This window comes from Micromonospora sp. NBC_00421, from assembly GCF_036017915.1.
GTDB lineage: Bacteria > Actinomycetota > Actinomycetes > Mycobacteriales > Micromonosporaceae > Micromonospora.
This window is the reverse complement of the sequence record NZ_CP107929.1, coordinates 2,833,331-2,858,833: the sequence shown is the minus strand read 5'-3', so window position 1 is coordinate 2,858,833 and position 25,503 is coordinate 2,833,331. Positions and strand designations below refer to the sequence as shown.

Sequence of the window (25,503 nt, the reverse complement as noted above, 5' to 3'; positions counted from 1 at the left end):
AGCACCTCCCCCCGGGAGAAGACCACCGCGTAGAGCAGCACCAGCGCCGCCACCCCGGCCAGGGTGATCGCCACCCGGGCCAGCCGGGTCAGCAGCCCACGGCCGGCGTTCACACCGTGCTCCTTGACCACACGCCGCGGCGGATCGTCCCCACCGACCAGGGCAGCAGCCAGGACAGCATGGTGGCGGAGAGCACGCTCATCAACGGCCGGTACGCCCACCGTGGGTCACCGGGGTTGTCCAGCCGGTACGCCAGCCCCCAGGCGGTGCCCTTGAGCAGCACCCCGCAGAGGTAGAGCAACGGCACCGCCCACCAGCCGCGCAACGGCGCCCAGACCAGGTGGGAGAAGGCCATCGCCGGGGCCAGCGCCACCCAGAGCGCGTGTCCGTAGTAGAGCGCGGCCGGCCCGGGGCCACGCCGCCACATGAACGTGCCGGTGAAGAAGAGGTTCCGCACGTAGCTCTTCTTCCAGCGGGTCTGCTGGCGCAGGAACGGCCGCAGCCGGGCCGGCACCGTCGTCCACACCTTCGCGGAGCGGACGTAGCCGACCCGCCAGGCGCGGGGCGGGTGGTCCTCGTCGCGGACGAACGGCGAGTCGGCGAAGCGCCGCTTGAGCCGGTCGCCGATCCAGCGTTGCCCGAGGACGTAGCCGGTGAGCTGCCGGTCGGTGGCGAAGCGGAACTCGCCGCCGAGGAACCGGTCGGCCGCCCAGGCGGGCAGGTAGTTGAGCACCGCCTCCCGGCGGAACACCGCCAGCGGGCCGGAGACGCAGGTGACCGCCCCGAACGACGCCTCGGCCGCCTTGGAGACCCGGAACTGACCCTCGTACCAGACGTCCTGCACCCGGGTGAGCAGGGACTCGTCGGGGTTGAGCGCGCGGGCGTGCCCACTGACCGCGCCGAGGTCCGGTTGCCGCAGCAGGGCCTCGACACAGCGTCCCAGCGCGTCCGGGGCGAGCACGCAGTCGGAGTCGGTGAAGGCGAGCACGTCGCCGGTGGCGTGTCGGGCGGCGTGCACCAGGGCCCGCTTCTTGCCGACGTTACGGGGCAGGTGCAGCACGGTGACCGGGAGTTCGGCGGCGAGCCGGTCCAGCACCTCGGCGGTGCCGTCGGTGGAGCCGTCGTCGACCACGATCACCTGCAACGGTCGGAAGTCGCTGCCGGTCATCGAGCGTACGCACGCCTCGATCCCGTCCGCCTCGTCCTTGACCGCCACCAGCAGGCTGACCAGGGGGGCCGGGGGTAGCGGCGGGAACTCGGCGGTGTGCCGGGGCTGCGCCGGGGCCTCGCTGGGGTCCACGTACCGGGCGTAGGCCAGGTAGAACACCGCCACGGTGGCGGTGAGCACGGCGAACCCGTAGAACGCCAGCAGCGGCGCGTACGGCAGCAGGGGCAACTGCCGGGCCAGCAGGGCTATCAGCGGGAGCAGCGCGAGCACGGTGAGCAGCCGGCGCAGGCCGCGCCGGACCGGGGCGGTCACCGGCATCTCAGACGACCTCGCGCCGGGGCAGCCCGGCCAGCCGGTAGGTGGCGTCGAGCACCATGGGCTGCCCGCGCAGCCACGACTCGTCCAGGCCGGGCTGGGCGGTGTGCACGACCACCAGGTCCCACTCCCGGTCGGCATGGTCGGCCACCCGGTGCAGGACGCCGCCGTCGGGGGTGCGGACCGAGGCGACGAGGTCGTCGACGAAGCCGACGTCCGCGCCGGCCCGGACCAGCTCGCCGATGATCTCCAACGCCGGAGACTCCCGGACGTCGGCGACCCCGGGCTTGTACGTCACGCCGACGAGCAGCACCCGCGCGCCGAGCAGGGGACGACCGGCCCCGGCGAGCAGTTCCCGGATCCGGTCGACGACCCGGCGGGGGCGGGCGGCGATACCCCGCATGGCGGTCTCGATCAGCGGCGCCTCGCGGCGCTGCCCGCGTACCTGCCAGAGCAGGTAGTGCGGGTCGCAGGGGATGCAGTGCCCGCCCACCCCGGGGCCGGGCTGGAAGGCCATGAACCCGTACGGCTTGGTGTCCGCCCCGTCGATCACCTCGGTGACGTCCAGGTGCAGGTCCCGGCAGAGGTCGGCGAACTCGTTGGCCAGGGCGATGTTGACCGCCCGGAAGGTGTTCTCCAGCAGCTTGGTCATCTCGGCGGCCTCGGGCGAACCGAGCCGGTGCACCAGGGGGGTGATCCGGGCCAGCGCGGCGGCGGCCCGCGCGGTGCAGTCCGGGGTGGTCCCGCCGACGACCCGGGGGGTGAGCTCCTGGCGGTGCCGGTCGTTGCCGGGGTCGACCCGCTCCGGGGCGAAGGCCACCCAGACCTCCTGCCCGACCCGCAGACCCCGGGCGGCCAGCGGCGCGACCAGCAGGTCGCGGGTGGTGCCCACGTAGCTGGTGGAGGTGAGCACGATGGTCTGGCCGGGGCGGGCGTGCGCGACCACCGCCGCGCAGGCGGCCCGCAACGCGGTGAGGTCCGGGGCGAGGTGCCTGTCCACCGGCGTGGGCACGCAGATCAGCACCGTGTCGGCGTCGGCGATCTCGCTGATCGCGGTGGTGAGGCGCAGGGCGGGGTCGGCGGCCTGCAGCGTCTCGCGCAGTCGCTCCTGGTCGTCGTCGAGCAGGTCGGCCCGGCCGGCCCGGATGTCGTCGAGCCGGGCCGGGGCGATGTCGACGCCGATCACCCGGGATCCGCTGGCGACCAGGGCCAGGCTGGTCGGCAGGCCCACGTAACCGAGGCCCACCACGGCGGTACGCGCCCCGGGGCTGGTGACGACGACGTGGGCGGCGGCCGGCTCCGGTGGAGCGGTCGAAGGCGCCGGGGCGGTCGTCGGGACGTCGGACCGGGCGGCGGGCAGGAGCTGCGACATGGTCGAGGGCCCTCACGGAAGGTGAACGGGGATGACCCAAGAGTGCCGATCTGGTGGCCCCGGTGGCTGTCCGTCGAACAGCCGGCCGGAAGCAGAAAGGCTACGGGTAGTCACTGTCCGTTCGGTCAGTTCTCAGCGCGGTAACCGCCCACCGGTGTCGTCGGGGCGCGACGGGGACGGCGGGGGTCGTCACACCGGCATCATCGACCACCGGCGTCCCACCGCTCCCGCCGTCCCGGACGGAGTAAGAATCATCACTGGCGGTGAACGGGCCGCCCGTGCGCATCCTCCCGGCACGGGGTGGCATGGCGAGCGGTCCTCCGGGCGTGAGGGGCCCGCTTCACCAGGAGTAAATCGGTGGCGGGGGAGCGGTTTCCTCGGTGCCGGCGACGGCCGTTTCGTCGAGCGCGGCTCCTCTTGACCCGAGGGTCGTCACCAATAGTCATGGATCGGTTAGGCGTCGGCCCCGCTGCCGGGTGGCGGGACGGCCACCGTTTCTGTCGCCCGGGTGGGCTAGCCTCCGGTGTCTCTACTCGCCGATCATGAGGATGTCCACATGGGATGGTCAGCGGCGTCGGGTGGCTACCAGGTCACTCTCCGCGACGGTGATGTCATCGCCCGGAACGCCAAGGGGCGGGAGCTCCGTTCCGTCCCGGCGTCCCTGCGTGACGATCCGACAGTGGTCGGGCTCCGACAGCTCACCGAGTGGCTGACCCGGCACGAGGCCCAGTGCCGTACGGACATCGAACGCTGGATGGTGCGCTCGCTGCCGGTGCCGGTGTCGGTCCTGACCGAGGTGTGGCCGGACGAGGCATGGCGCACCGCGCTCACCGACCTCGTCGTCGCGGTGCTCGACGACGACGGCCACCGGGACCCGGACGACGTGGGTCTGCTCCGCGAGGTGGGCGACGGCCAGGTCGGTCTGGTCAACCTCGACGGCGACTCCGTCCGCCGGGCCGCCCGACGGATCGTCATCCCCCATCCGGTCACCCTCGACGACCTCGACGACCTGCGGGAGTTCGCCGCCGAACTCCAGGTCCGCCAGTCCGTCGACCAGCTCTTCCGGCAGACCTGGGTCCGGGGGTCGGGCGTCGACCCGACGGCGACCCGGTTCGGCGACTACGCCGGCGGCCGGTACGACCAGCTGCGCCACCTGACGGCCCGCGCGACGAAGCTCGGCTACCCGGTACGTGGTGGCAACGCGGTGTGCCGGATCGTCGAGGACGGCCACACCGTCGAGGCCCGGTCGTGGGTCGGCGCCGACGACCCGTACTACGAGACCGAGACCGGTGACCTCGTCTTCACCGACCGGCACGGCACCGCCCTGCCGCTGGGCACGGTCGGCCCGGTGGCCTGGTCGGAAGGAACCCGGATGGCCGCCGCGTTGTACGCCGGCCGGGTCGTGGCAGCAGAGCAGGAGGAGGACAAGTGAGCGTCGACCCGATGGACCTGTTGGAGGCGGGGGCGGTGCTGCCCGCCGGCACGGTGGTGGCCAAGGACGACACCGCCGACACCCTGACCGCCCGCCGCTACGCCCACCCGGCACTCGCCGGCCGGACCGTGGTCCGGCTGGTCATCGACGCGCTCGGCGAGGCCGAGGACCTGTCCATGGAGTTCCTCGGCTTCGACCGACCGGAGCGGGTGACCCCGGTCGGGGTGGTCCGCAGGCAGGCGCTCGGCTTCCCGGCGTGGGCGCTGATCCACGACCCGACCAACGGGCACCACGCGCTGGCCCTGGTCAAGGAGATCGAGCGGCTGGCCCGGACGGCCAGGTCCCGGGTCGGCCCGGCGAAGGACGGCTTCAACGCCCTCGGTGAGCGACTGGCCCGGTCGGTGCCGCACTTCCTGCCGACCTTCTACGAGGAGGCCGGCCGGGCGTTCCTCGCCGCCGACAGCGTGACCCACGCGGCGAGCATGTTCGGCAAGGCCCGGGACGCGGAACGCGCCTACGGGCTGGCCATCGACGAGGACCGCCAGCACACCGTGTTCCTGGAGTTCGCGCTGGCCGGCGCGCTGACCGCCAAGGCGCTCTCCGGCCATGCCCGGGACCTCGCGACCCGCTGCGCCCCGGCCGACGCGTACGCGATGTTCCTGCGGCTGTGCGTGGAGCGCACTCTGGGCGGCCTCCCGCCGTACGCGGCGATGCACACCGACCTGCGCCGGCTGGCCCGCACCGCCGGGCTGGACCCGGCCACCGAGGACGAGCGGGTGCTCGGCGAACTGCTTGCCGCGCCCGCGCTCAACCGGGCACCGGAGGCGTTCTGGAACGCCTACCGGGCGCCGTTGGCCCGGCTGGCCGCAGCCGACCCCGCCCTACGCGGCCGGCTGCTCGGGCTGACCCCCCAGCACTGCGGCGACGACGTCTGGCTGGAGGTGCTGGAGTCGGCCGGTGCCACGCAGGCGCTGACCGGGCCGGCGGGCGGCGTCCCCGCCGAGGCCGAGTCGCCGGACGGGCCCGCCGGCTGGCTGCGCCGGTTCGACGAGCACCGGGAACGCCGTTCGTGGCGGGTCCGCAAGCGGCACCCCGGGCTGTTGGCCCTGGTGGACCGGATGGCGGGACGGCTCAAGGCCGACGGCGTGCCTGTCGCGCTCTGCCGCGACCACGACACCGTGGACCTCGACCTGCTCGACACCTGCCTGGCGCTGGGGGTGCCCGTCGCGGAGCCTGCCGACGACGTCCGGCACCGGTTGGAGCTCTGGCTGGCCGACGACACCGCCGGCCGACGTGACCTGGTGGCCGTCGCCGCCGACAGGCGTTTCCTGCCGCTGCTGGTCGAGGGCGTGGAGCGGCGCCTGCGGACCGGCGCACGCGACCTGCGCGACCCGACGGCACGGGTGCAGGAGATCGTCGCGGTACCCGGGCTCCGGACGGCCCTGCGGCGCTGGCTGGACACGCTCGCCGACGCCGTCGGGCGGCAGGGGCTGCCGACGCTCGACCACCACCTCGACCGGGTCGGCACCGTCGCCTGCCCGACCGGGTTCGCCGTCAACCCCGACGCGGTACGCCGGCTCGTCGACCACGACCTCGGCGCGGTGCTCGGCCGTACGCTGCGGTCCGGTCTGCTCGACGAGTACGGCTGGCCGGCCCTGGACACCGCTACCGCACGGCTCGGCGAGGCCGAGGCGGACGTCCAGTTCACCGGGCAGTGGCCGTACCTGCTGCTGGTCACCGGCGGCCTGGTGTCGGTGACCGGGCCGGACGGGGTGGAACACGAGCACCTGATGCGGATCCCGGCCGGCGAGAACCGGTACCGGTGGCGGCTGGTGCTGCGCTACGTCGACGGGCAGCTGCTTGTCTGCTGGGACCGGGGCCGGGACCGGGCCGCCTACTGGAGCGGCGCACCGGACGACGTCTTCGCCCTCGCCGACGACGCCTTCACCATCTATCCACAGCTGTCGCTGCCGCTGCCCGGCGGGGGACGTACCCTGGGCCAGCGTCCGTTGCGGGTCGGTGACCGGGGCGAGCGGACCGGCGGCCGGGTGATCAGCGACGGCGACACCTACTGGGTGCGTGCCGCCGACCACCCGCTGGGCTGGCGGGAGTACGACCCCGCGACGGGCGAGCCGGGCCGGTTCTCCCGGCCGAGGTTCTTCGAGGACGGCACTGTCGACGGTCGACCCCTGGACGCCGAGGTGTCCTGGCTGCGCCCCACCGAGTCGTCCGACAGCCCACTGGGACGGGCCGACGGGCTGGCCGGCTGGCGGGTCCGACGCGCGGTGGACGGCGGCTGGGCCGGTGAGGCCGTGAACGGCCGGTCCTTCGCCCTGCCGGCGGGTGTCGGCCCCGACGGAAAGCTGGCGGCGGCGGTGCGGTTCCCCGGCGCGGACACCACCTTCGCAGTGCTGCACCACGGCCGGGGCTCCAACGGCGAGCTGCTGGTCTGCGCCGAGGACGGCTTCCTGCTCGGTCGCTACCAGCTCGGCGGTGAGCGGTCGGCCTTCGCCGCCGGCACCCGGCTGGTGCCGCCCCTGGAGTTCTGGCACTTCCTGCGGCCCCGCGACGAGGCCGGCTCGGCGGCACTGCGGGTCGTCACCGACGCGCAGGCCGGTGCGCTGCTGGCCGAGGCGGCCGGCCTGGACGCCGCGCAGGTGCCCGCCCTGGTCGGCCGGCACCTTCCGCAGCTCACCGCGCCCGCCCTCGTCGCCGGGGTCGCCGGCCTCGTCACCCGGGCCGCCGCGCAGGTGGCACGACTGCGGACGTTGGCCGCCGTGCTGGACGGCGAGCAGGACAACGCCCTGCCGGCGGCGGAGCAGACCCCGGCCGGGGCACCGGCGGTCGACCGGCTGCTCGCCGAGGGGCTGGCCGGGCTGATCCAGTACTGCTACGCCGCGGGGGACAGCTCCCTGCGGCTGATCAGCCGGGCGGGTGCCGTGCTCACCGGCACCGGGCCGACGTCGGACGCCCGGGTCGAGCTGGACGGTGACCTCGACTGGTTCGACGTGCTGGGGGTGCTGCCGGCCGCGATGTACCGGGCGGTGGCCCCGGTCTGCCTGTCCGAGGTGCGCGAGGCGCTGCTGACGCTGCTGGAGGTGTGCGCCCGCTCCGGGCTGCTCGCCCCGGGCAGCCGGCTGCGGCGGGCCACCCTTGTCGCCGACGGCACCCATCCGGTCGACCAGGTCAGGGGGCATGTGCTGACCGAGGGCGGTCGGCGGTTGCTGGTGCTCGCCGTGGACACCGACGACCGCGAGGTCGAGGTGCTCGACTGGACGCCGACCGGGCAGTTCTCGGCGGTGGCCGGTTTCCGGATCACCGAGGAGGAGATCCTGCCGACCGGTGACGTCACGCCGCAGCGGCTCGACGAGTTCGTCCGGCTCGCCCGCGAGAACGGGCCGGTGCCCTGGCACACCGAACGGGCCCAGGCACTGTCCGAGGCGGCGGGCATGAGCTACGCCGAGGCGGTGCTGCTGCTGGCGGGCCTGCCCCGGCTGGTGTGGGAGAAGGCCCCGGCCGAGCTGCGTACCACCCTGGGGTTGCCCGATACGGCGGCCGCCGCCGCGGCGGCCCGGTTCTGGGGCACCGGCGGTCGCGGCCGGCAGGGCCTCACCGGGCTGCTGGGGCGGCTGGTGCCGGAGGACCCGGCGACGCTGTGGGTCGACGGACCCCGGCAGGATCTGGTCGTCGAGGAGTGGATCCGGCGGCACGGGCGGCGTCGACCCGTGTCCGACGAGTTGATCGTCCAGGCGCACCGGGCCGAGGTGGCCAGCCCGCTGTCGGCCTCGACGGTGGTCCACTGGGTCGCCAACGCGGCCACCTGCCACTGGCTTGCCGGTGCCGACTCCGGCGTCGACGACGAGGACGCGTTGATCGCGCTGACCAGGACGCTGCCGTGGCTGGCCTACCACCTGTCCGTCGACGACCCGATCCGGTCGGCGTTGCCGGTGGCCGCCCGACTGGTCCGGGAGCGGTTGGCCGATCCCGGGTGCACCGTCGCGGTCGGCCACCTCGACGGCAACAAGCTGTCGGCGTTCACCGCCGCGTTCGGCCTCCCGGCGACTACCGGCCCGGCGGGCACCGAGGTCGGCCCGGTGCTGATTCCGCCGTCGGCCCGCTGGCACCAGGTCCGGTTGTCTCCGTCCCGACTGTCCGGCGTGGACGATCCGGCGCTGGCCGTGCTGCGGGCCCGCCTCGACCGCGTCGACGAGCGGGTGCTCGCGGCGCTGCGGGCCCTGGTCGGCGACCAGCTCACCGAGGTGGTGTCGCACGTCGTCCCGGCGATGGACGACGGCTTCGCGCAGGACCCGACCCGGTCCGCCCCGGAGTTGGTCGCGACGGTCGCCTCGACGCTCGGGCTGAGCGCCGACGCCGCGGCGCTCTACCTGCAACTGCTCGCCCTGCCCGACCCGACCGACCGTAACGTCGCCCGGTGGACCGGCTGGAAGCCGGCCCGGCTCAAGGCGGCCCGCGCCGAGTTGGCCGCGACCGCGCACGTCGTGGCGGCGAAGCGGCCCCGGGCCGGGCGGTCGCTGTTCCTGCCCGGTGGTTGGTTGGCGCTGAAGGCGCCGCTGCTGCCGCTGGAGCGGTGGAAACTCCCGCTGCTGATCGGGGGCGAGGGTGGGGTGACCGCCCTGGGCATCGTCTCCCCGGTCGCCCCCGCGCCCCGCCTGTTCGCGCTCGCCTGGGCCCGACTGGGCGACGGCGACGCACCCCGCTTCGACGATCTTGTTACGGAAGGGCGCCGATGACCACCGCGACCACCCCGGCGGCTCGCCAGGTCCAACCCGCCGAGCACGCCCACGCCGCCGAACTGGCGTTCCTCGCCGCCTACGACGACGGGCCCCGTCCGCCGGGCTGGCGGTTGACCCCCCGCGCGGTCGTCACGTTCATCGTCGGCAGCGCCGGTGCCGCGCTGGAGCTGCCCCGCCAGGCACGCCGCGACGACCTGCCCCGCACGTTGGCCGTGGCCGCCAAGTTCGTCGGGGAACGGGCCCTGGTCGAGCGGTGCGTCGTCACCCTGGCCGGGGAACGGGGCCTGCTGCTCGTCGGCGAACCGGGCACCGCGAAGTCGATGCTGTCGGAGCTGCTGTCCGCCGCGATCTGCGGCAGCAGTGAGCTGGTCGTGCAGGGCACCGCGGGGACCACCGAGGACCAGCTCCGGTACGGCTGGAACTACGCGCTGCTGCTGGCGCACGGGCCGAGCGCCGCCGCGCTGGTGCCCTCGCCGATCCTGTCGGCGATGCGTACCGGTGCGGTGGCTCGGGTGGAGGAGATCACCAGGTGCCTGCCCGAGGTCCAGGACGCCCTGGTGTCCATCCTGTCCGATCGGCGGATCGCGGTGCCCGAGCTCTCCGGCACCGCCGGGGCCACCGTCCCCGCCGCGCCCGGATTCACGCTTATCGCGACCGCCAACCTGCGTGACCGGGGGGTGTCGGAGATGTCCGCCGCGCTCAAGCGCCGGTTCAACTTCGAGACCGTCGGCCCGATCGGCGACCTGGCCCAGGAGATCGCCCTGGTGCAGCGGCAGGCCCGCGCCACGCTGGAGCGGGTGCACGCCCCGTTCGCGGTCGACGAGGCCGTGCTGGAGGCGCTTGTCACCGCGTTCCGGGACCTGCGGGCCGGGCGGTCGGTCGAGGGCTGGGAGGTGGAGCGGCCCTCCACGGTGATGAGCACCGCCGAGGCGGTCGCGGTCGCGTCGTCGCTGGCCTTGGCGGCGGCCTACTTCCCCGGCGACCGGGACGTGTTGTCGCTGCTGCCGGGGCATCTGCTCGGCGTGGTCCGCAAGGACGACCCCGCCGACGGGGCCAAGCTGCTCGGCTACTGGGACGGCGCGGTCCGGCGTCGGGCCGAGGACGGCGCCCGGCTGTGGCGGCAACTCTGGGAACTGCGCGATGTCCTCGCCGACTGACCCGTCGCCCCCGGCCGGGCCGCCGCCTCCGCCCGCGCCCCGGGGCCCGGCCGGGCCGCCGACGCCCCCGGGGCCGTCGGCCCCGGCCGCACCGCCGACCGGCGCGGAGCTGGTCGATCCCTCGGTTGCGGTCGCCGCGTTGGCCGGGCACCGGCGGCCGTACCTGATCGGGGTACGCCACCACTCGCCCGCGCTGGCGGTGGCCCTGCCGCGGCTGCTGGCCGAGTGCCGACCCGAGGTGCTGCTCCTCGAACTCCCGCCGGAGCTGGGCGAGTGGCTGCCGTGGCTCGCGGACCCGGCCACCACCGCCCCGGTGGCGCTGGCCGGGGTGGTCGGCGACGGCGGGGGACCGGCGTTCTATCCGTTCGCCGACTTCTCCCCGGAGCTGGTCGCGGTGCGGTGGGCGGCCCGTAACGGGGTTCCGGTCGTACCGTGTGATCTGCCGTTGGCCGACGCGGCCTGGGGGGAGCGCGGGCCGGGCGGGGCCGCGACGCCGGGCCGGTCGTTCGCGGACGCGCTGCGCGCGGCGGGCAGCGGGCGGGCCGACGAGGACCTGTGGGACCGCTCGGTCGAGGCCCGGGCGCCCGGCGCAGACCCGGAGGCGGTACGCCGGGCGGCGCTCGCCGTCGGTTGGGCGTTGCGCGTCGACGCCGAGCGGGGGGCCGGGGTGTCCGCCCTCGACCTGCGGCGGGAGGCGCGGATGCGGCAGTGCCTGGCGGAGGCGGGCCCGCGCCGGGTCGCCGCCCTGGTCGGCGCGTTCCACGCCCCGGCGCTGCTGACCGGATCGGGCGGCCCGCCGGCCGGTCCGGCCGGCCCGTCGTCGGTGGTGACCTCGCTGGTGCCGTACACGTTCGGGTTGCTGGACGCGCGGTCGGGCTATCCGGCCGGCATCCGCGATCCGCAGTGGCAGCAGTCGGTCCTGGCGGCCGACGGTGATCCCGCCGCCGTCGAGTCGGCGACGACGGCCGCCGTGGTGGCCGTCTGCGCGGCGATCCGCCGGGCCGGTCACCCGGCCGGTCCGGGCGAGGCCCGGGAGGCGGTCCGGCTCGCGCTCGACCTGGCCCGGCTGCGCGGCCTGCCCGCACCGGGCCGGGGCGAACTGGTCGAGGCGATCCAGAGCGTGCTGGCCCACGGTGAGGTGCTCGGCCGGGGCCGGGCGGTGGCCCGCGCGATGGAGCAGGTGCTCGTCGGGGACCGGCGGGGGGTGCTGGCTGCCGGCACCCCCCGGTCCGGACTGGGCCCGGCGGTACGGGAGTTGCTGGTCCGGTTGCGGCTGCCCGGGGCCGGTGACCCGGCCAGGGAGCTGCGGCTGGACCCGCTCCGTTCCGCCCTGGACCGGCGGCGGGAGATCACGCTGCACCGGCTCGTGGTCTGTGACGTCGCGTACGCCGAACAGGTCGGCGGCGCGGGTGTCGGCGGGGTGGACCCGGTCACCGCGCGCTGGCGGGTGGAGTGGTCGCCCCGGACCGAGGCGACGATCGAGGTGGCCGGGCTGCGTGGGGTGACCCTCGGCCAGGCCGCCGAGGGCGCCCTGGTGGAGCGGCGACGGCGGGAGCGGGCCGAGGACGGCCCGACCGTCGCCGCCGTGATCGTCGGGCTGGAGGACGCCGCGCGGTGCGACCTGACCGGGCTGGCCGCCCGCAGGCTCACCGAACTGTCGGTCACGGTGCCGGCGGAGGGCACCCTCGGTGAACTGGTCGCCGCGTTGGCGTTGCTCGACCGGCTGCGCCTCGGCCACCTGCCGGGCGGGTCCGGGCTGTCGGCGGGCGAACTGGGCCGGGTCGCCGAGGCGCTGGAGAACGCGGCGGTCCGGCAGGTCGACGGTCTGGCCGGCACCGAGGACGTGGCCGACGCCGAGGCGTTGGCCACGCTCGTCCAGCGGGCCGACGCCGCCGGGGCGGGGCTGCGCCTGGCCGACTGCCTGGCCCGGCTCGCCATCCGGGGCACGCCGCTGATGGCCGCCGCCGCCGGGGCGGTCCAGGTCCTGTCGGGACTGCGGCAGCCGGCCGCCTTCGGACGGCTCGTCGCATCCTGGGTGGACACCGCGACCACGCCCACCGGGCGGCAGCAGCTCCAGGGCCACCTGACCGGGCTGCTTGTCGTCGCGGAACCGCTGCTGCGGGCCAACGGTGAGGTGCTGGGCGGGCTTCTCGACCGGGTCGAGACCCTGCCCGACGAGGAGTTCCTCACCCGGCTACCCGCGCTGCGCGCCGGCTTCCACGCGGTCAGCCCGGCCGGTCGGGACCGGCTGCTCGAGGTGGTCCGGGAGCGGCTCGACGACGCCGACCCGGCCGCCGACATCGCGGTGCTCGACGACCCGGACGCCCTACTGGTCCGACTGCGCGCCGACCGGGCGGGCCGGGAGGCGCTCCTGGCGCAGGGCCTCCTTGCTCCCGTTCCGGCGGAGCCGTCACCGGACCTGCCGGCAGCGGTTCCCGGCGTGGCGCGGCGGGCCACCCGTCGGACGCCGGCCGGTGGGATCCCGACCGTCGACAGGTGGCGGCTCGTGCTGGGCCGCGAGTCCACCCGGGTCGGGCCGCGCGCCCGCCGGTACGCCACCGCACTCGACGAGCTGTACGGTGCCGGCCGGGGCGAAGGGGCCGGTGCCGAGGCGGCCGGTCGTGCCGGCCGGGAAGCGTCCTTCCCTGGCGTACGGGAGTGGGCACAGGAGTTGTCCGCCCTGTTCGGCCCCGGCGTACGGGAGGAGGTGCTGGCCCGGGCCGTCGAGGCGGGCCGGCTGGACGCGGTCACCGAGCTCGATCCGGCGGCGGTGCGCCCGTCGGTCGAGCTGCTCCGCGACCTGCTCACCCTCGCCGGTGGGCTGCCGGAGTCCACGGTGGCGCGGCTGCGCCCGCTGGTGGCCCGGATCGTGGCGGAGCTGACCCGGCAGTTGGCCGCCCGGCTGCGTCCGGCGCTGACCGGGCTGACCACCCCCCGCCCCACCTACCGGCCGGGCGGGCCGCTGGACCTGCCCCGGACGCTGCGGGCCAACCTGGCGACCGTCCGCCGCGACGCGCAGGGCAGGGTGATGCTGGTGCCGGAGCGGCCGGTGTTCCGGACCCGGGCCCGCCGGGAGGTCGACTGGCGGCTGGTGCTCGTCGTCGACGTCTCCGGTTCGATGGAGGAGTCGGTGATCTGGTCGGCGCTCACCGCCGCCGTGCTCGCCGGCGTTCCGGCGCTCAGCACGCACTTCGTCGCCTTCTCCACCGAGGTGGTGGACCTGTCCGAGCGGGTGGACGACCCGCTGGCCCTGCTGCTGGAGGTCAGCGTCGGCGGGGGCACCCACATCGCGGCCGGGTTGCGGTACGCCCGGTCTTTGGTCACCGTTCCGCAGCGAACGATGGTGGTCGTGATCAGCGACTTCGAGGAGGGGTTCCCGATGGGTGGACTGCTGGCCGAGACCCGGGCGTTGGTCGAGGCGGGCTGCCAGGTGCTGGGCTGCGCCAGCCTGGACGACACCGGCCGGCCCCGGTACTCGGTGTCGACGGCGGGTCAGCTGGTGGCGGCGGGGATGCCGGTCGCCGCATTGAGCCCGCTGGAGCTGGCCCGGTGGGTCGGGGAGCAGGTACGTCGATGACCGGCCTGCCGGCGGTGACCGCACCGGTGCTGGCCGAGGCGCTGGACGCGCTGCCCGCCCGGCTGCGGCGGAAGGTGGACGACGCGGTCGCCCGCGCCAGCGGCTGGCCGGTCACCGGCACGGCCGACGGGGTGACGGTCCGGGTCGACGAGGCGACGTCGGTGACCCTGGTGACTGTCGAGGGGGTGGTACGCAGCGCCGCCGACGCCCGGTGCAGTTGCCTGCTCGCCCCGCACTGCCTGCACCGGATGGCGGTGCTCGCCCTGGCCCCGGTGGACGACCGGGCCCCCTCGGAGCCGGAAGCGCCGGCCGCTGGCCGGCCCGTCGGTGCGTCGGCCGGTGCGGCGCCCGGTGCGACGGCCGATACCGCCGCCGATCCTCCCGCCGGTGCGGCTGCGGCGGTAGGTGGCGCGGCTCCGGCGGTGGACGGCGTGACCTCGCGCAGTGAGTTCACCGAGCGGCAGCGGATCGCCGCCGACGGGTTGTGGCAGGTGGCGGTGGCCGTGCTCGGGGCGGGGACCGTCGGCTGCGGGGTCGTGCTGCGGACCGCCCTGCTGCGGGCCGTGCACGAGGCCAGGGCCAACGGTCTGCACCGCGCCGCCGCGTCCGGCACCCGGGTCGCGGCGGGACTGCGGGCCGCCCGGGCGGCCGAGCCGCAGTACCGGCTCGCCGACCTGACCGACGACCTGCGCGAGCTGCTGGCCGTGTCCCGTCGGCTGCGCGGGACCGTAGCGCCGGCCGGTGAACTCGGGTCGTTGCTGGGCACCGCCCGACGGGCCTACGACCCGCAGGACGGCCTGCGCCTGTACGGGCTCTGCGCGGTGCCCGTGGTGACGGATTCCGGATACGCCGGGGTGGTCACCTACCTGGCGGACCGCGCCGGTCGGCTGTGGACGGTCGCCGATCTCGCCCCGGGGGACGTGGGACGGGCCGTCGGCGCGGGTGACGCGACGGTGGCGGTGGGCGAGTCGGGGCTGAGTTACCGGCAGCTCACCCGGGCCGGGCTTGTGGTGTCCGGCGGCACCGCGTCGGAGTCGGGGCAACTGGGTGCCGGCCGGGCGGTCCGGGCGGTGCGGGCGGCCGGTGCCGGTTGGGCCGACGAACCCCTGGCCGGGTTGTGGGCGCAACCCCTGTCCGACCAGGTACGGCGGGCCTTCGGCGCGGCGACCCTGCCGGTACCGGAGCGCCCGGCCGGGGCTGATCTGCTCTTCCTGACCGTGCGGGTGCTGGGCGGGCACGACCACACCGTCCTCGTCGCGACCGGCGACGGGGCGGTCCTGACGCTGACCGTCGCCGACGAGCACACCGCCCTGCCGCACCGGGACAACCTGCGGCTGCTGGCGCAGGCGGTGGGGGCGGAGCTGCGTCTGGTGGGCCGGCTCGATCCCACCCGCCGGGCGACGGTCCAGGCGCTCGCCGTGGGGCCGACGTCCGTCGACGGGCCGGCGCTCGTCCTGCCGGAGGGCTGGGCGGGCCACGCCGACCTCGGCTATGACCGGCTGCACTCCAGCCAGTTCAGACCGGCAGGCGGTCCGGCACCGGCGCTGCCGGGCGGTCGGCTCCCGGGCCAGGGCGGTTCCGTGGCGCGTCCGCGCCTCGGCGATCCCGCGCTGGGACTGCTGCGTCGGCAGGTGGAGCGGGTCGTCTCGGGTGGCCGGGTGATCCAGGTGCTTGCCGACCCCGTGGTGCAGGGCCGGCGGCTGGCCCGGCTGGATCTCGGCGCGTACCTGCTCGCGGCGATGGGTGACGCGGCACGGGCCCGTCCCCGGGACGCCTTCGGACGGCTCACCGACGACGACGGGCAGGCGTTCGCGGAGTCCTGGCTGGCGCTGGCGGTCTACGAGGAGGCGGCCTCGCGGGCGCTGGCCGAGGCCTCCTGGCTGCCCTGACGACCCGCGGCCGAACTGTCACACGAAGCTGCCGGCCGGTGTCTCCATGGCGAGACCAGCCGACCAGGAGGCGACATGAGCAGCCACACCAGGGTTCCCAGGGCCGAGATCACCGGCCTCTACGGCGCGGTGCTGAAGACGTTCAGCCGGAAGATGTTCGGCGACGTGGCCGGCCCCCTCGAGGTGATGTGGCACCACCGGCCGGTGCTCCGGTTCAGCCTCGGCCTGGGCCAGAAGTCCAGCAGGTGGAAGGCCTGCGACAAGAACCTCAAGTCGTACGCGCAGATGGCGGTGGCCGCCCAGATCGGCTGCACGTTCTGCCTCGACCTGGGGTACTTCCAGGCACACGACGACGGCCTCGACGTGGCCAAGGCGCGGCAGGTGCCTCGGTGGCGGGAGTCGGACGCCTTCACCCCGCTGGAGCGGGACGTGCTGGAGTACGCCGAGGCGATGACGCAGACCCCGCCGACCGTCACCGACGCGCTCTCCGCCCGGCTGCTGGGGCGGCTCGGGGCGGCGGGGATGGTCGAACTCACCGCCTGGATCGCACTGGCCAACCAGTTCGCGCGGACGAACTTCGCGCTCGGGATCGAGGCCCAGGGCTTCGCCGCGTCGTGCGGGTTGCCGCCGTTGCCGCCCCGGGCCCTGCCGGACAGCGCGGTGCCGGCGGCATGAACGACGACCCGTTCGTCTCCCACCGCAGTCTGCTGTTCACGGTCTCCTACGAGTTGCTCGGCTCCGCCGCCGATGCCGAGGACGTCGTGCAGGAGACCTGGCTGCGGTGGGCGGCCCTCGGCGGGCCGGTGCGGGCGGACGTCCGCGACCCCCGGGCGTACCTGGTGCGGATCGTCACCCGGCAGGCGCTCAACCGGCTGCGGACGCTGGCCCGCCGACGCGAGGAGTACGTCGGCGAGTGGCTTCCCGAGCCGCTACTGACAGAGATGATGTTGGTGAGCACCTCCCGCCCGGGGTCTGACCCAGCTACTGACTGACTTCGGGTCCTTAACGGGATTTGTCGGCCTCGGTCGGGAGGTGCTCGTGCACTCACTGGACGTGGCGTTGTGACTTCATAGGAGCCTGGCTAGAGGCCCCGTCTCTGTCTTGTCCGCGTTGCCCGGCTGGTGCGTGCCGCCCTGCTGCCAGCCACGAACGACAGGACGACGATGCCCTCTATTACACCCGATATCGCCATGATCGAGGTCGCCGGCGGCGTCGATACTCACCTGGACACCCACACCGCAGCGGTGATCGACCAGGTCGGCCGAGTGTTGGGCACCCAGCAGTTCCCGGCCACGGTGGCCGGCTACACCGCGTTGTTGGCCTGGATGCGCGGTTTCGGTCGCCTGGGGCGAGTCGGGATCGAGGGCACCGGCGCTTATGGGGCCGGTCTGGCCCGCCGGCTGCGCGACGAGCAGGTCGAGGTGATTGAGGTCGACCGGCCCGACCGTAAGACCCGCCGGTTCCAGGGCAAGTCCGACCCGATCGACGCCATCCAAGCGGCCAAGGCCGCCCTGGCCGGCGACCGGACCGGGATCCCCAAGCAGCGCGACGGCCGCGTCGAAGCCCTGCGCAACCTGCGGGTGGCCCGGCGCAGCGCCGTCGACCAGCGCGCCGACACCCAACGCCAGATCAAGACCCTGCTCGTCACCGCCCCCGACGAACTACGCGCCCAGCTACCCGGCCTGACCGTCAAGCAGCTGATCACCGTCTGCGCGAGGATGCGACTCGACCCGGCCGACGCCGCAGCCCCCGTAACCGCCGTCAAAATCGCCCTGCGGTCCCTGGCCCGTCGCCACCAACAACTGTCCGCCGAGACCACCGACCTGGACGAGGTCCTCGATCCCTTGGTGGCCGCCATCAACCCCGGCCTACTCGCCGCCAACGGCGTCGGCACCGACGTCGCCGGCCAACTGCTGGTCACCGCCGGCGAAAACCACGAACGGCTCGCCTCCGAAGCAGCCTTCGCCATGCTCTGCGGTGTCGCCCCGATCCCCGCCTCGTCCGGCAAGACCACCCGGCACCGCCTCAACCGCGGCGGCGACCGCCAGGCCAACGCCGTCCTATACCGAGTCGTGCTCTGCCGCCTGCGCTGGGACCCCCACACCCGCGAATACATGCAACGCCGCACCAAGGAAGGCCTCTCCAAGAAAGAGATCATCCGCTGCCTCAAGCGCTACATCGCCCGCGAGCTCTACCAGCTCATCACCTCAAACGATCTCCAACTCGCCGCTTGACATCCATAGGAGCATCCAGCCCCGACGTGGCCGATGACGTCGAGCTGGCCGAGAGCGTCTCGTTCGCGGTGCTGACCGTGCTGGAGACCCTGGGGCCCGTCGAAAGGGCGGTGTTCGTGCTCCGGGAGGTCTTCGAGACGCCGTACGACGAGATCGCGGCGGCGGTCGGCAGGTCCCCGGCGGCGGTCCGGCAGATCGCCCACCGCGCCCGGGAGCACGTGGCCGCCCGGCGACCGAGGATACGGGCGAGCCGGGCCGAGCAGGAGATCGTCGTCGAGCGGTTCCTTGCCGCGGTTCGCGGCGGCGACCTGCGGGAGCTGCTGGAGGTGCTCGCGCCGGACGTGGTGGTGGTCTCCGACGGTGGTGGTGTGGTCACGGCGGCCCGGCGACCGGTCGAGGGCGCGGAACGGGTGGCGGCGCTGTTCGGCGGGCTGGCCAGGCTGGCCGGCGACTTCGTGGCCCGGCCGACGTGGCTCAACGGGGGGCCGGCGGTGCGGTTCGACGTCGGCGGTGTGCTGGACACGGTGGCGGGCCTGGTGATCTCCGACGGCCGGATCACCCGGGTCTACGCCGTCCGTAACCCGCAGAAGCTGTCCCGACTCGACACGGAGGCCCCACTGAGCCGTTCGTAGCGCCGCTGTCACGGGGGGAGGGGCGACGCGGCCCGGTCGGCCGCGTCGCCCCTCGACGGTCAGACCGGGCTGCCGGTGACCGTACTTCCGGACTTCGTGATGCGGTACGTCACCTGCGTGCCGCTCCAGAAGTGGAAGGTCAGCGTGACCGGGCCGTCGTTGACCTCGGCGAAGAACTCGGGCTTCAGCAGGATGGTGTTGGCGCTGTAGTCCGGCTGGAAGTGCGTCCAGAACTCCTTGTAGGAGGTCCAGTTGGCCGGTCCGGCGCCGCTGCCGTCGGCGTACTTGGCCTCCATGGTGGCGAGCTGGTCACCGCGGAACTGGGTGGGGATGGCGAACGAGCCGGTGGTGCCGGTGGCCGCCGACTGGGTCGGCTTGTCGTAGGAGATGATGCTGATCCGCCACGGCACGCCGGCGGAGAAGCGGGCCTCGATGGTGGCGTTGACCCCCGGGGCGCGGTTGCCGGCCAGTCGGGTCAGCGCCGACGCCGTCAGGGTGAGCGTGCTGCCGGAGACGGTGTAGTCGGTGCCGTTGACCAGGTTGGTGCTGCCCTGCCGCAGTCCCTGGAACGAGACGCCGTTGAGGTTCAGGGTGAGCGACTTGCTGGTGATGGTGCCGGTGCGGGGCAGGTAGACCTGGTCGGAGGACGCGGTGGCCGAGCGGGTGGTCAGGTTCGCCTTCATCAGGTCGTAGATGCCCTGGTCCCGCCATTGCAGGGTGTTGCGTTCGAGGAACGAGCCCGCGTCCCAGAGCATGGTGGTGAGGTTGCGGATGCGGGCGTTGTAGCCGACGGCCTCGAAGAACTTCAGCAGTTCGCCGCGTTCGATGATGCCGGGCCGGGTGTAGTCGTAGCTGAGCAGCGCCCACTCACCGATGATCACCGGGATGCCGCGGGCGACGAAGGAGGTGCGGGCCCGCTCGAAGGTGCCGACCAGGTCCTGCTCGACGTTGCTGTCGTAGCGGGTGCCGCCGGCGATGTTGACGCTGAACGGCCAGTACCCGTAGAAGTGGATGGTCGCGGCGATATTGGGGTCGCGCAGCTGGCTGATCGTGGTGTTCAGCGCGTCCATCCGGGCCTGCTCGCCGCTGGTGTACAGGGTGGGCAGCACCAGCAGCCGGGTGGCGTTGCCGCCGCCGGACTGGCGGATCAGGCGGACGAACGCCAGGTGCAGCTCCCGCAGCACCTCGTCGCCCTGGGCGTCGTCGGAGGTGCCGGTGAACTGCGGCTCGTTGATGTTCTCGAACACCAGCTTGGCCGAGTGGTCACGGAACGTGCCGGCGATCTGGGTCCACAGCGCGTTGTACTTGTTCAGCACGGTGGTGCGGTCACCGGGATAGCCGTTGATCCACTGCCAGGAGTCGTGATGCAGGTTGATCATCACGTAGAAGCCCTCGGCCAGCGACCAGTCGACCACCTGGCGGACCCGGGCCAACCAGACCGGGTCGATGGTGTAGGTCGGCGCCGGTCCGGTGTGGTCGGTCCAGGTCACCGGGATCCGGATGCTGTTGTAGCCCTGCGAGCGCACCTGGCGCAGCAGGGCCTGGGTGGTCAGCGGGTTGCCCCAGGAGGTCTCGTCGGGGATGGCGTCGAGGGTGTTGCCCAGGTTCCAGCCGGGCTGCATCGCGGCCACCGTCGCCATCGCGTCACCACCTGGCGAGGGTGACGGCGAGGGGGAGGTGGTCGGCGTCGGGGACGGCGGAGCGGTGGTGGCGGTCGGCGTCGGCGTGCCGCCCACGCTCCCGGTGCAGGCGACCCCGTTGAGGGTGAACGAGGTCGGTACGGGGTTGCTGCCCGACCACGACCCGTTGAAGCCGAAGGAGACCGTGCCGTTGGTGGCGATCGATCCGTTGTAACTGAGGTTCTTGGCGGTCGCTTCGTTGCCGGAGGCGGTGACCGTCGCGTTCCAGGCCTGGGTGACGCGCTGGCCGGCCGGGAAGGTCCAGGCCAGGCTCCAACTGTTGACCGCGTCGCCGAGGTTGGTGACCTTGACGTCGGCGGTGAAGCCGCCCTGCCACTGCGACGGCACGGTGTACGCCACGCGACAGCCGGCGGCGGCCTGCGCGTTGCCGGCGACCATCAGGCCCGCCAGCAGCAGCGCGGCGAGCGCACCGGCCAGCAGGCCGGCCCGCTGGCGCATTCTTCGGACGTTCTGGGAACTCATCAGGGAACTCCTCGCCATGGTGGCACCGGATTGGTGTGGGTCGTCGAAGGTCTCACCGGCCGGGCCATCCCGGCCGGTGCCGAGGTCGACCGGATCGGGTCGGGCACCCACCAGCGCCACCGGGAGAACCGGGTTGCGCGGGTGGGGTGGTCGTCCGACGGCCCGGCCGGGACGTGGCGGGTGCGGACGCTGCCCGGGGCGTCCGCGAGAAATGGCGAGGCTCCCGCCTGGAAACGATCGGAGCCCCACTCCAGAAAGTTTCCGTCGCAGACCCTACAAGTATCGGTCGATGTGCGTCAATGGGAGGGCGGGCCGGGGTGGAGAAGTCCGTTCTGGCGAGCCTGCCCCCGAATGCCTCCGCTGTCCGCCCGGCGGTCACCCCGTGTTCTATCGAGAACAGAAGGAAAGTTTCTGGTACGTATCTGACTCCTGCGCCGGGTCGGGCGGGCGGCGGTCAGGTTATTCTGGGTCCCTGAACGATGCCGGCGCCCGGTCACGTGGCGATGCCGGGCGCGACCGGCAGCCGCTGTCACCGCCGAGGAGGCCGGGTTGGGGCACGTCGAGTCGGGTACGTCGGGCGGAGACCTGGCGGCGTTCGTCGATCCGACCAGGCCGGTGACGATCGCGGCGATCGCCGAATCGGCAGGCGTGTCGGTGCCGACCGTGTCGAAGGTGATCAACGGCCGGTCCGGCGTCGCGGCGGACACCCGGGCCCGCGTCGAGGCGGCGATCAGTCACCACGGCTACCGCAGGACCGCCCCGGCGACCCGGAGCAACATCATGGAGCTGGTCTTCGACGAGATCGAGGACATGTGGGGCCTGGAGATCATCCGGGGCGTCGAACGGGCGGCGCGGCGACACCGCGTCGGCGTCGTACTGACCGAGTTCGGGCCGCAGCGCAACGCGATCCGGTACTGGATCGACGACACCCTCTCCCGCCGGCCGGACTGCCTGGTCATGGTGGCCCAACTGGATGCGGAGCAGCACCAGCGGCTGCGCGCCCGAGGGATCCCGTTCGTGGTCTTCGACCCCACCACCGAACTGCCCGAGGACGTGCCCTTCGTGGGCGCGACGAACTGGGCCGGTGGCCGGTCGGCCACCCGCCACCTGATCGGGCTCGGCCACCGACGCATCGCGATGATCGGCGGCCCGGAGCACGTCCTGTGCTGCCGCGCCCGGCTGGACGGCCACCGGTCCGCCCTCGATGCGGCCGGTCTGCCGATGGAGGCCGACCTGCTCGTCCACACCGGCCTGAACCCCACCGACGGTGGCGCCGCAGCGCTCGACCTGCTGCGTCGCCCCGACCGCCCGACGGCGATCTTCGCCTGCAACGACCTGCAGGCGCTCGGCGTCTACCAGGCCGCCCGGGCGCTGGGGCTGCGGATCCCCACCGACCTCAGCGTGGTGGGCTTCGACGACCTGCCGATGGCCGCCCTGGTCGATCCCGCGCTGACCACCGTGCACCAGCCGTTGGTCGAGATGGCGTCCACCGCCACCGAGCTGGCCCTCGCGCTCGGGCGGGGGGAGCGGACCACCCAGGTCCGGCTGGAGCTGGCAACCACCCTCACCGTCCGGGAGAGCACCGCACCGCCCACGACCTGACTGACCGGCCGGCGGCGTCGCCGGCGACGTGACTGACCGGCCGGCAGCGCAGCCGGCGGCCTCACCGCTCCGGCCGGCGTCAGCTCACAGGCCGGCACAGGGGTGCTCGTCGACGGTGCAGCCCGCCGGAGCCTTGGTGACCGGGTCGGCGGTGCGGACGTCGAACCGGATCACCTGCGACCCGCCCGCCGGGACGGCCGGCCCGGTGAAGGTGACCGACTGCCCGTCCTGCTGCCAGTCTGCCCCGCTCACCTCGGCGGCCGAACTGCCCCGGGGCAGGGTGACGCGCACCGTCCAGTCCGCGGCCGGCGTCCCACCCGGGTTGTCGACCACCACCTCGCCGGTGTAACCGAAGACCCGGGTCGACACGGTCTCGTAGCGGGCGTCCAGCGCGCCGACCGCCGGGGGAGTCGGCGCGGGGGTCCTCGACGGGGCCGCCGACGGGGTGCGGCTCGGCCGGGCGCTGCTCGGCGTCGTGGTCGGTGTGCTGCTCGGCGTCGGGCGCACCGCCGCAGCGGACCGGGACGGGCGGGGCGTGGCGGTGGACCCGACCGGCGGGGACGCCGGACTCGACCCGGGGTCGGCGGGCGGCTCTCCGGGCAACAGGACCCACCCCGCCAGCCCGAGGGCCAACGCCGTCGCGCCCAGCCCGGCGACCGTCCCGGTGGCGCGGCGACGGGCCGGCGTCCGGCCCACGTCGGCCATCAGGGCCACCGGCAGTACGGCGGTCGGGGCGGCGCTGTCCTGCCGCAGGTCGACCTGGCGGAACGCCAGCCAGTCGAGCAGGGCGGGCAGCCTGCCTGCCAGCGCCTGCCGGTAGCATTCCTCGCGGCGCGCACCCTGCTCGGCAGGCCAGTCACCGTGCTCAACCGTCTCCCGGACCAGCACCCGACAGCCCGCACCGGTGGGGGTGACGGCGCAGGTCAGCAGGCTGGTCCGGGCACCCTCATGACACCGTACGACGATCAGTTCCGGCTCCCGCCGGTTGACGCCCTCGGCCTCGACGTCGGTGTCGAAGCCGGGCAGCGCGGCGGTGTGGACCAGCCACCGGCCCGGTTGCCCGGGATGCACCTCGGCCTCGGCGAACCATCGGGCGAGCAGCGCCGGATCGGTCACCGCACGCCAGACCCGGTCGGCGGGGTGGAGCAGGTCGATCTGGGCGCCGATCTCGATCACGGCGAGAGACTCTACGGCCCGCCCGGCCCGGCGGCGACGGTGGTCCATGGATCGGCCTGGCTCGCTTCGTTACGACTTGACGAATGACATGTTATCGCTCACAGTCGATGTCGAGGACAACCACACCTGTGGCTCACCGGGCGAGCCGTGCTGGTCGAACCTCGGATCACGACGTCCCCCCAGGGCATGCGGGACGTCGGATCGGATTCCCATCAGCAGATGTCGGTGACGGCGCGACCAGTCCCGTACGCGTAGGGGCTGGACATTTCGCCGGGGCCGGCCCGGTTTCCTCTGTGGAGGAGGATCATGGCTCCCTTTTCGGGCGGCGTTCCACTGTCCCCACCACCGGGCGATCCTCTCGCCGACCCGGGCTCCGGTCGCGGTGTCGAGGTCACCGGCGTCGAGGGCCAGGGTGGACTGCGGCGAGGGTTTCGTCGACATCCGCAGTCGTTGGCCGCGCGGCGATCCGCGTCGACCGGCGCAGCCCACCGCCGGAAGTGGAATCCCGCACCCCACCACCGCTGCACCCACATTGCAAAGGATGCGACATGAGACCCAAGAGAGCCCTGCTAGCGACGGCGACACTCGCCGTCGCCGGCGCACTCACCGTCGGGATGACGTTGGCGATGGCCCCTGCCGCCAGCGCCGGGACGACCCTGCGGGCGGCGGCGGCCGAGAAGGGCCGCTACTTCGGTGCGGCGGTCGCGACGGGCAAGCTGTCCACCAGCACCTACACCACGGTTCTCAACCGCGAGTTCAACTCGGTCGTGGCCGAGAACGAGATGAAGTGGGACGCCACCGAGCCGAGCCAGGGCCGGTTCGTCTACACCGGCGGCGACCGGCTGGTCAGCCACGCCCAGGCCAACGGGATGAGCGTGCGTGGGCACGCCCTGCTCTGGTACCAGCAGGAGCCGGGCTGGGCGCAGAGCATGTCCGGCAGCGCGCTGCGCAGCGCGATGATCAACCACGTCACCCAGGTCGCCACCCACTTCCGTGGCAAGATCTACGCCTGGGACGTGGTGAACGAGGCGTTCGCCGACGGCAACAGCGGCGGGCGTCGTGACTCGAACCTCCAGCGCACCGGCAACGACTGGATCGAGGCGGCGTTCCGGGCCGCCCGCGCCGCCGACCCGGGCGCGAAGCTCTGCTACAACGACTACAACACCGACGGGATCAACGCGAAGTCGACGGGCATCTACAACATGGTGCGCGACTTCAAGTCCCGTGGCGTGCCGATCGACTGCGTGGGTTTCCAGTCGCACCTGGGCACCTCGCTGTCCGGTGACTACCAGGCCAACCTGCAGCGCTTCGCCGATCTCGGTGTGGACGTCCAGATCACCGAGCTGGACGTGATGACCGGTGGCAACCAGGCCAACGTCTACGCCGGGGTCACCCGGGCCTGCATGGCCGTCTCCCGGTGCACCGGCATCACCGTGTGGGGGGTGCGGGACTGCGACTCGTGGCGCGGCTCCGACAACGCCCTGCTGTTCGACTGCAACGGCAACAAGAAGCCGGCGTACGACGCCGTGCTGAACGCCCTCAACTCCGGCACGGGTATCCCGACGACCACCCCGCCGAACCCGACGACCACCCCGCCGAACCCGACCACCACCCCGCCGAACCCGACCACCACGCCCCCGAACCCGACGACTCCGCCGCCGGGTGGGTCGGGTTGCTCGGCGTCGGTGTCGTTGAACTCGTGGACGGGTGGTTTCGTGGCCACGGTGAAGGTGACTGCGGGTTCCTCGGGTACGCGTGGTTGGACGGTGAGCATGACGTTGCCGGGTGGGGCGAGCGTGACCGGCACGTGGTCGGCGACGGCCAGTGGTAGCTCCGGGACGGTGCGGTTCACGAATGTGGACTACAACGGTCAGCTCGGTGCGGGTCAGTCGACCGAGTTCGGTTTCCAGGGCAACGGCAGTGGTGCGGGGATGACCCCCACCTGCACCGCCAGCTGAGTTACGCCGTCGGCCCGACCCGGGGACACCGGGTCGGGCCGACGGTCCACGGCCACCCGACCGGCTCGACGTACA

At 73.8% G+C, this 25,503-nt stretch carries 15 protein-coding genes; 11 read left to right on the top strand and 4 right to left on the bottom strand.

Annotated elements, in window-relative coordinates; genetic code table 11:
- Positions 1-109: 109 nt before the first annotated feature.
- Entirely contained in the window at positions 110-1,486 is a 1,377-nt protein-coding gene (locus tag OHQ87_RS12345; protein WP_328347973.1) for a glycosyltransferase family 2 protein, read from the bottom strand.
- A gap of 1 nt (position 1,487) precedes the next feature.
- Entirely contained in the window at positions 1,488-2,855 is a 1,368-nt protein-coding gene (locus OHQ87_RS12340) for a nucleotide sugar dehydrogenase (RefSeq protein ID WP_328347972.1), read from the bottom strand.
- Between the two features lie 556 nt (positions 2,856-3,411).
- Here OHQ87_RS12340 and OHQ87_RS12335 point away from each other — a divergent pair.
- From OHQ87_RS12335 to OHQ87_RS12295, 9 genes are all read left to right on the top strand, one after another.
- Positions 3,412-4,287, top strand: a complete 876-nt coding sequence (locus OHQ87_RS12335; RefSeq protein ID WP_328347970.1) for a DUF4132 domain-containing protein — start codon at positions 3,412-3,414, stop codon at positions 4,285-4,287.
- Positions 4,284-9,038, top strand: a complete 4,755-nt coding sequence (locus tag OHQ87_RS12330) for a hypothetical protein (protein WP_328347968.1) — start codon at positions 4,284-4,286, stop codon at positions 9,036-9,038. The genes OHQ87_RS12335 and OHQ87_RS12330 overlap by 4 nt, the downstream gene beginning before the upstream one ends.
- Positions 9,035-10,198 carry an AAA family ATPase gene (locus OHQ87_RS12325; protein WP_328347966.1) on the top strand — a complete coding sequence of 388 codons (1,164 nt, stop codon included), beginning with the start codon at positions 9,035-9,037 and terminating at the stop codon, positions 10,196-10,198. Before OHQ87_RS12330 ends, OHQ87_RS12325 begins: the two co-directional genes overlap by 4 nt.
- Complete coding sequence (locus OHQ87_RS12320) at positions 10,182-13,775, top strand: DUF5682 family protein (RefSeq protein ID WP_328347965.1); 3,594 nt, start codon at positions 10,182-10,184, stop codon at positions 13,773-13,775. The genes OHQ87_RS12325 and OHQ87_RS12320 overlap by 17 nt, the downstream gene beginning before the upstream one ends.
- Entirely contained in the window at positions 13,772-15,664 is a 1,893-nt protein-coding gene (locus OHQ87_RS12315; protein ID WP_328347962.1) for a hypothetical protein, read from the top strand. The genes OHQ87_RS12320 and OHQ87_RS12315 overlap by 4 nt, the downstream gene beginning before the upstream one ends.
- A 75-nt stretch (positions 15,665-15,739) precedes the next feature.
- Positions 15,740-16,339 carry a carboxymuconolactone decarboxylase family protein gene (locus OHQ87_RS12310; protein WP_328347960.1) on the top strand — a complete coding sequence of 200 codons (600 nt, stop codon included), beginning with the start codon at positions 15,740-15,742 and terminating at the stop codon, positions 16,337-16,339.
- Positions 16,336-16,656 (top strand): sigma factor, encoded by a 321-nt coding sequence (locus OHQ87_RS12305; RefSeq protein WP_328347958.1) that lies wholly within the window; start codon positions 16,336-16,338, stop codon positions 16,654-16,656. Before OHQ87_RS12310 ends, OHQ87_RS12305 begins: the two co-directional genes overlap by 4 nt.
- A 198-nt stretch (positions 16,657-16,854) precedes the next feature.
- Positions 16,855-17,898, top strand: coding sequence for an IS110 family transposase (locus OHQ87_RS12300; RefSeq protein ID WP_328347956.1), 1,044 nt, complete (start codon positions 16,855-16,857; stop codon positions 17,896-17,898).
- 26 nt (positions 17,899-17,924) lie between these two features.
- Positions 17,925-18,530, top strand: a complete 606-nt coding sequence (locus tag OHQ87_RS12295) for a sigma factor-like helix-turn-helix DNA-binding protein (protein WP_328347954.1) — start codon at positions 17,925-17,927, stop codon at positions 18,528-18,530.
- A gap of 59 nt (positions 18,531-18,589) precedes the next feature.
- Here the strand turns inward: OHQ87_RS12295 and OHQ87_RS12290 are convergent, their stop codons facing one another.
- Entirely contained in the window at positions 18,590-20,692 is a 2,103-nt protein-coding gene (locus OHQ87_RS12290; RefSeq protein ID WP_328347952.1) for a cellulase family glycosylhydrolase, read from the bottom strand.
- A 549-nt stretch (positions 20,693-21,241) separates the two neighbouring features.
- On the opposite strand from OHQ87_RS12290, the gene OHQ87_RS12285 reads away from it, so the two are divergent.
- Positions 21,242-22,294, top strand: a complete 1,053-nt coding sequence (locus OHQ87_RS12285; RefSeq protein WP_328347950.1) for a LacI family DNA-binding transcriptional regulator — start codon at positions 21,242-21,244, stop codon at positions 22,292-22,294.
- 84 nt (positions 22,295-22,378) lie between these two features.
- Here OHQ87_RS12285 and OHQ87_RS12280 read toward each other — a convergent pair whose 3' ends face one another.
- Positions 22,379-23,470, bottom strand: coding sequence for an SRPBCC family protein (locus OHQ87_RS12280; RefSeq protein WP_328347948.1), 1,092 nt, complete (start codon positions 23,468-23,470; stop codon positions 22,379-22,381).
- A 548-nt stretch (positions 23,471-24,018) separates the two neighbouring features.
- Here OHQ87_RS12280 and OHQ87_RS12275 point away from each other — a divergent pair.
- A complete protein-coding gene (locus OHQ87_RS12275) occupies positions 24,019-25,428 on the top strand; it encodes an endo-1,4-beta-xylanase (protein WP_328347945.1) in 1,410 nt (469 codons plus the stop codon).
- Positions 25,429-25,503 lie beyond the last annotated feature (75 nt).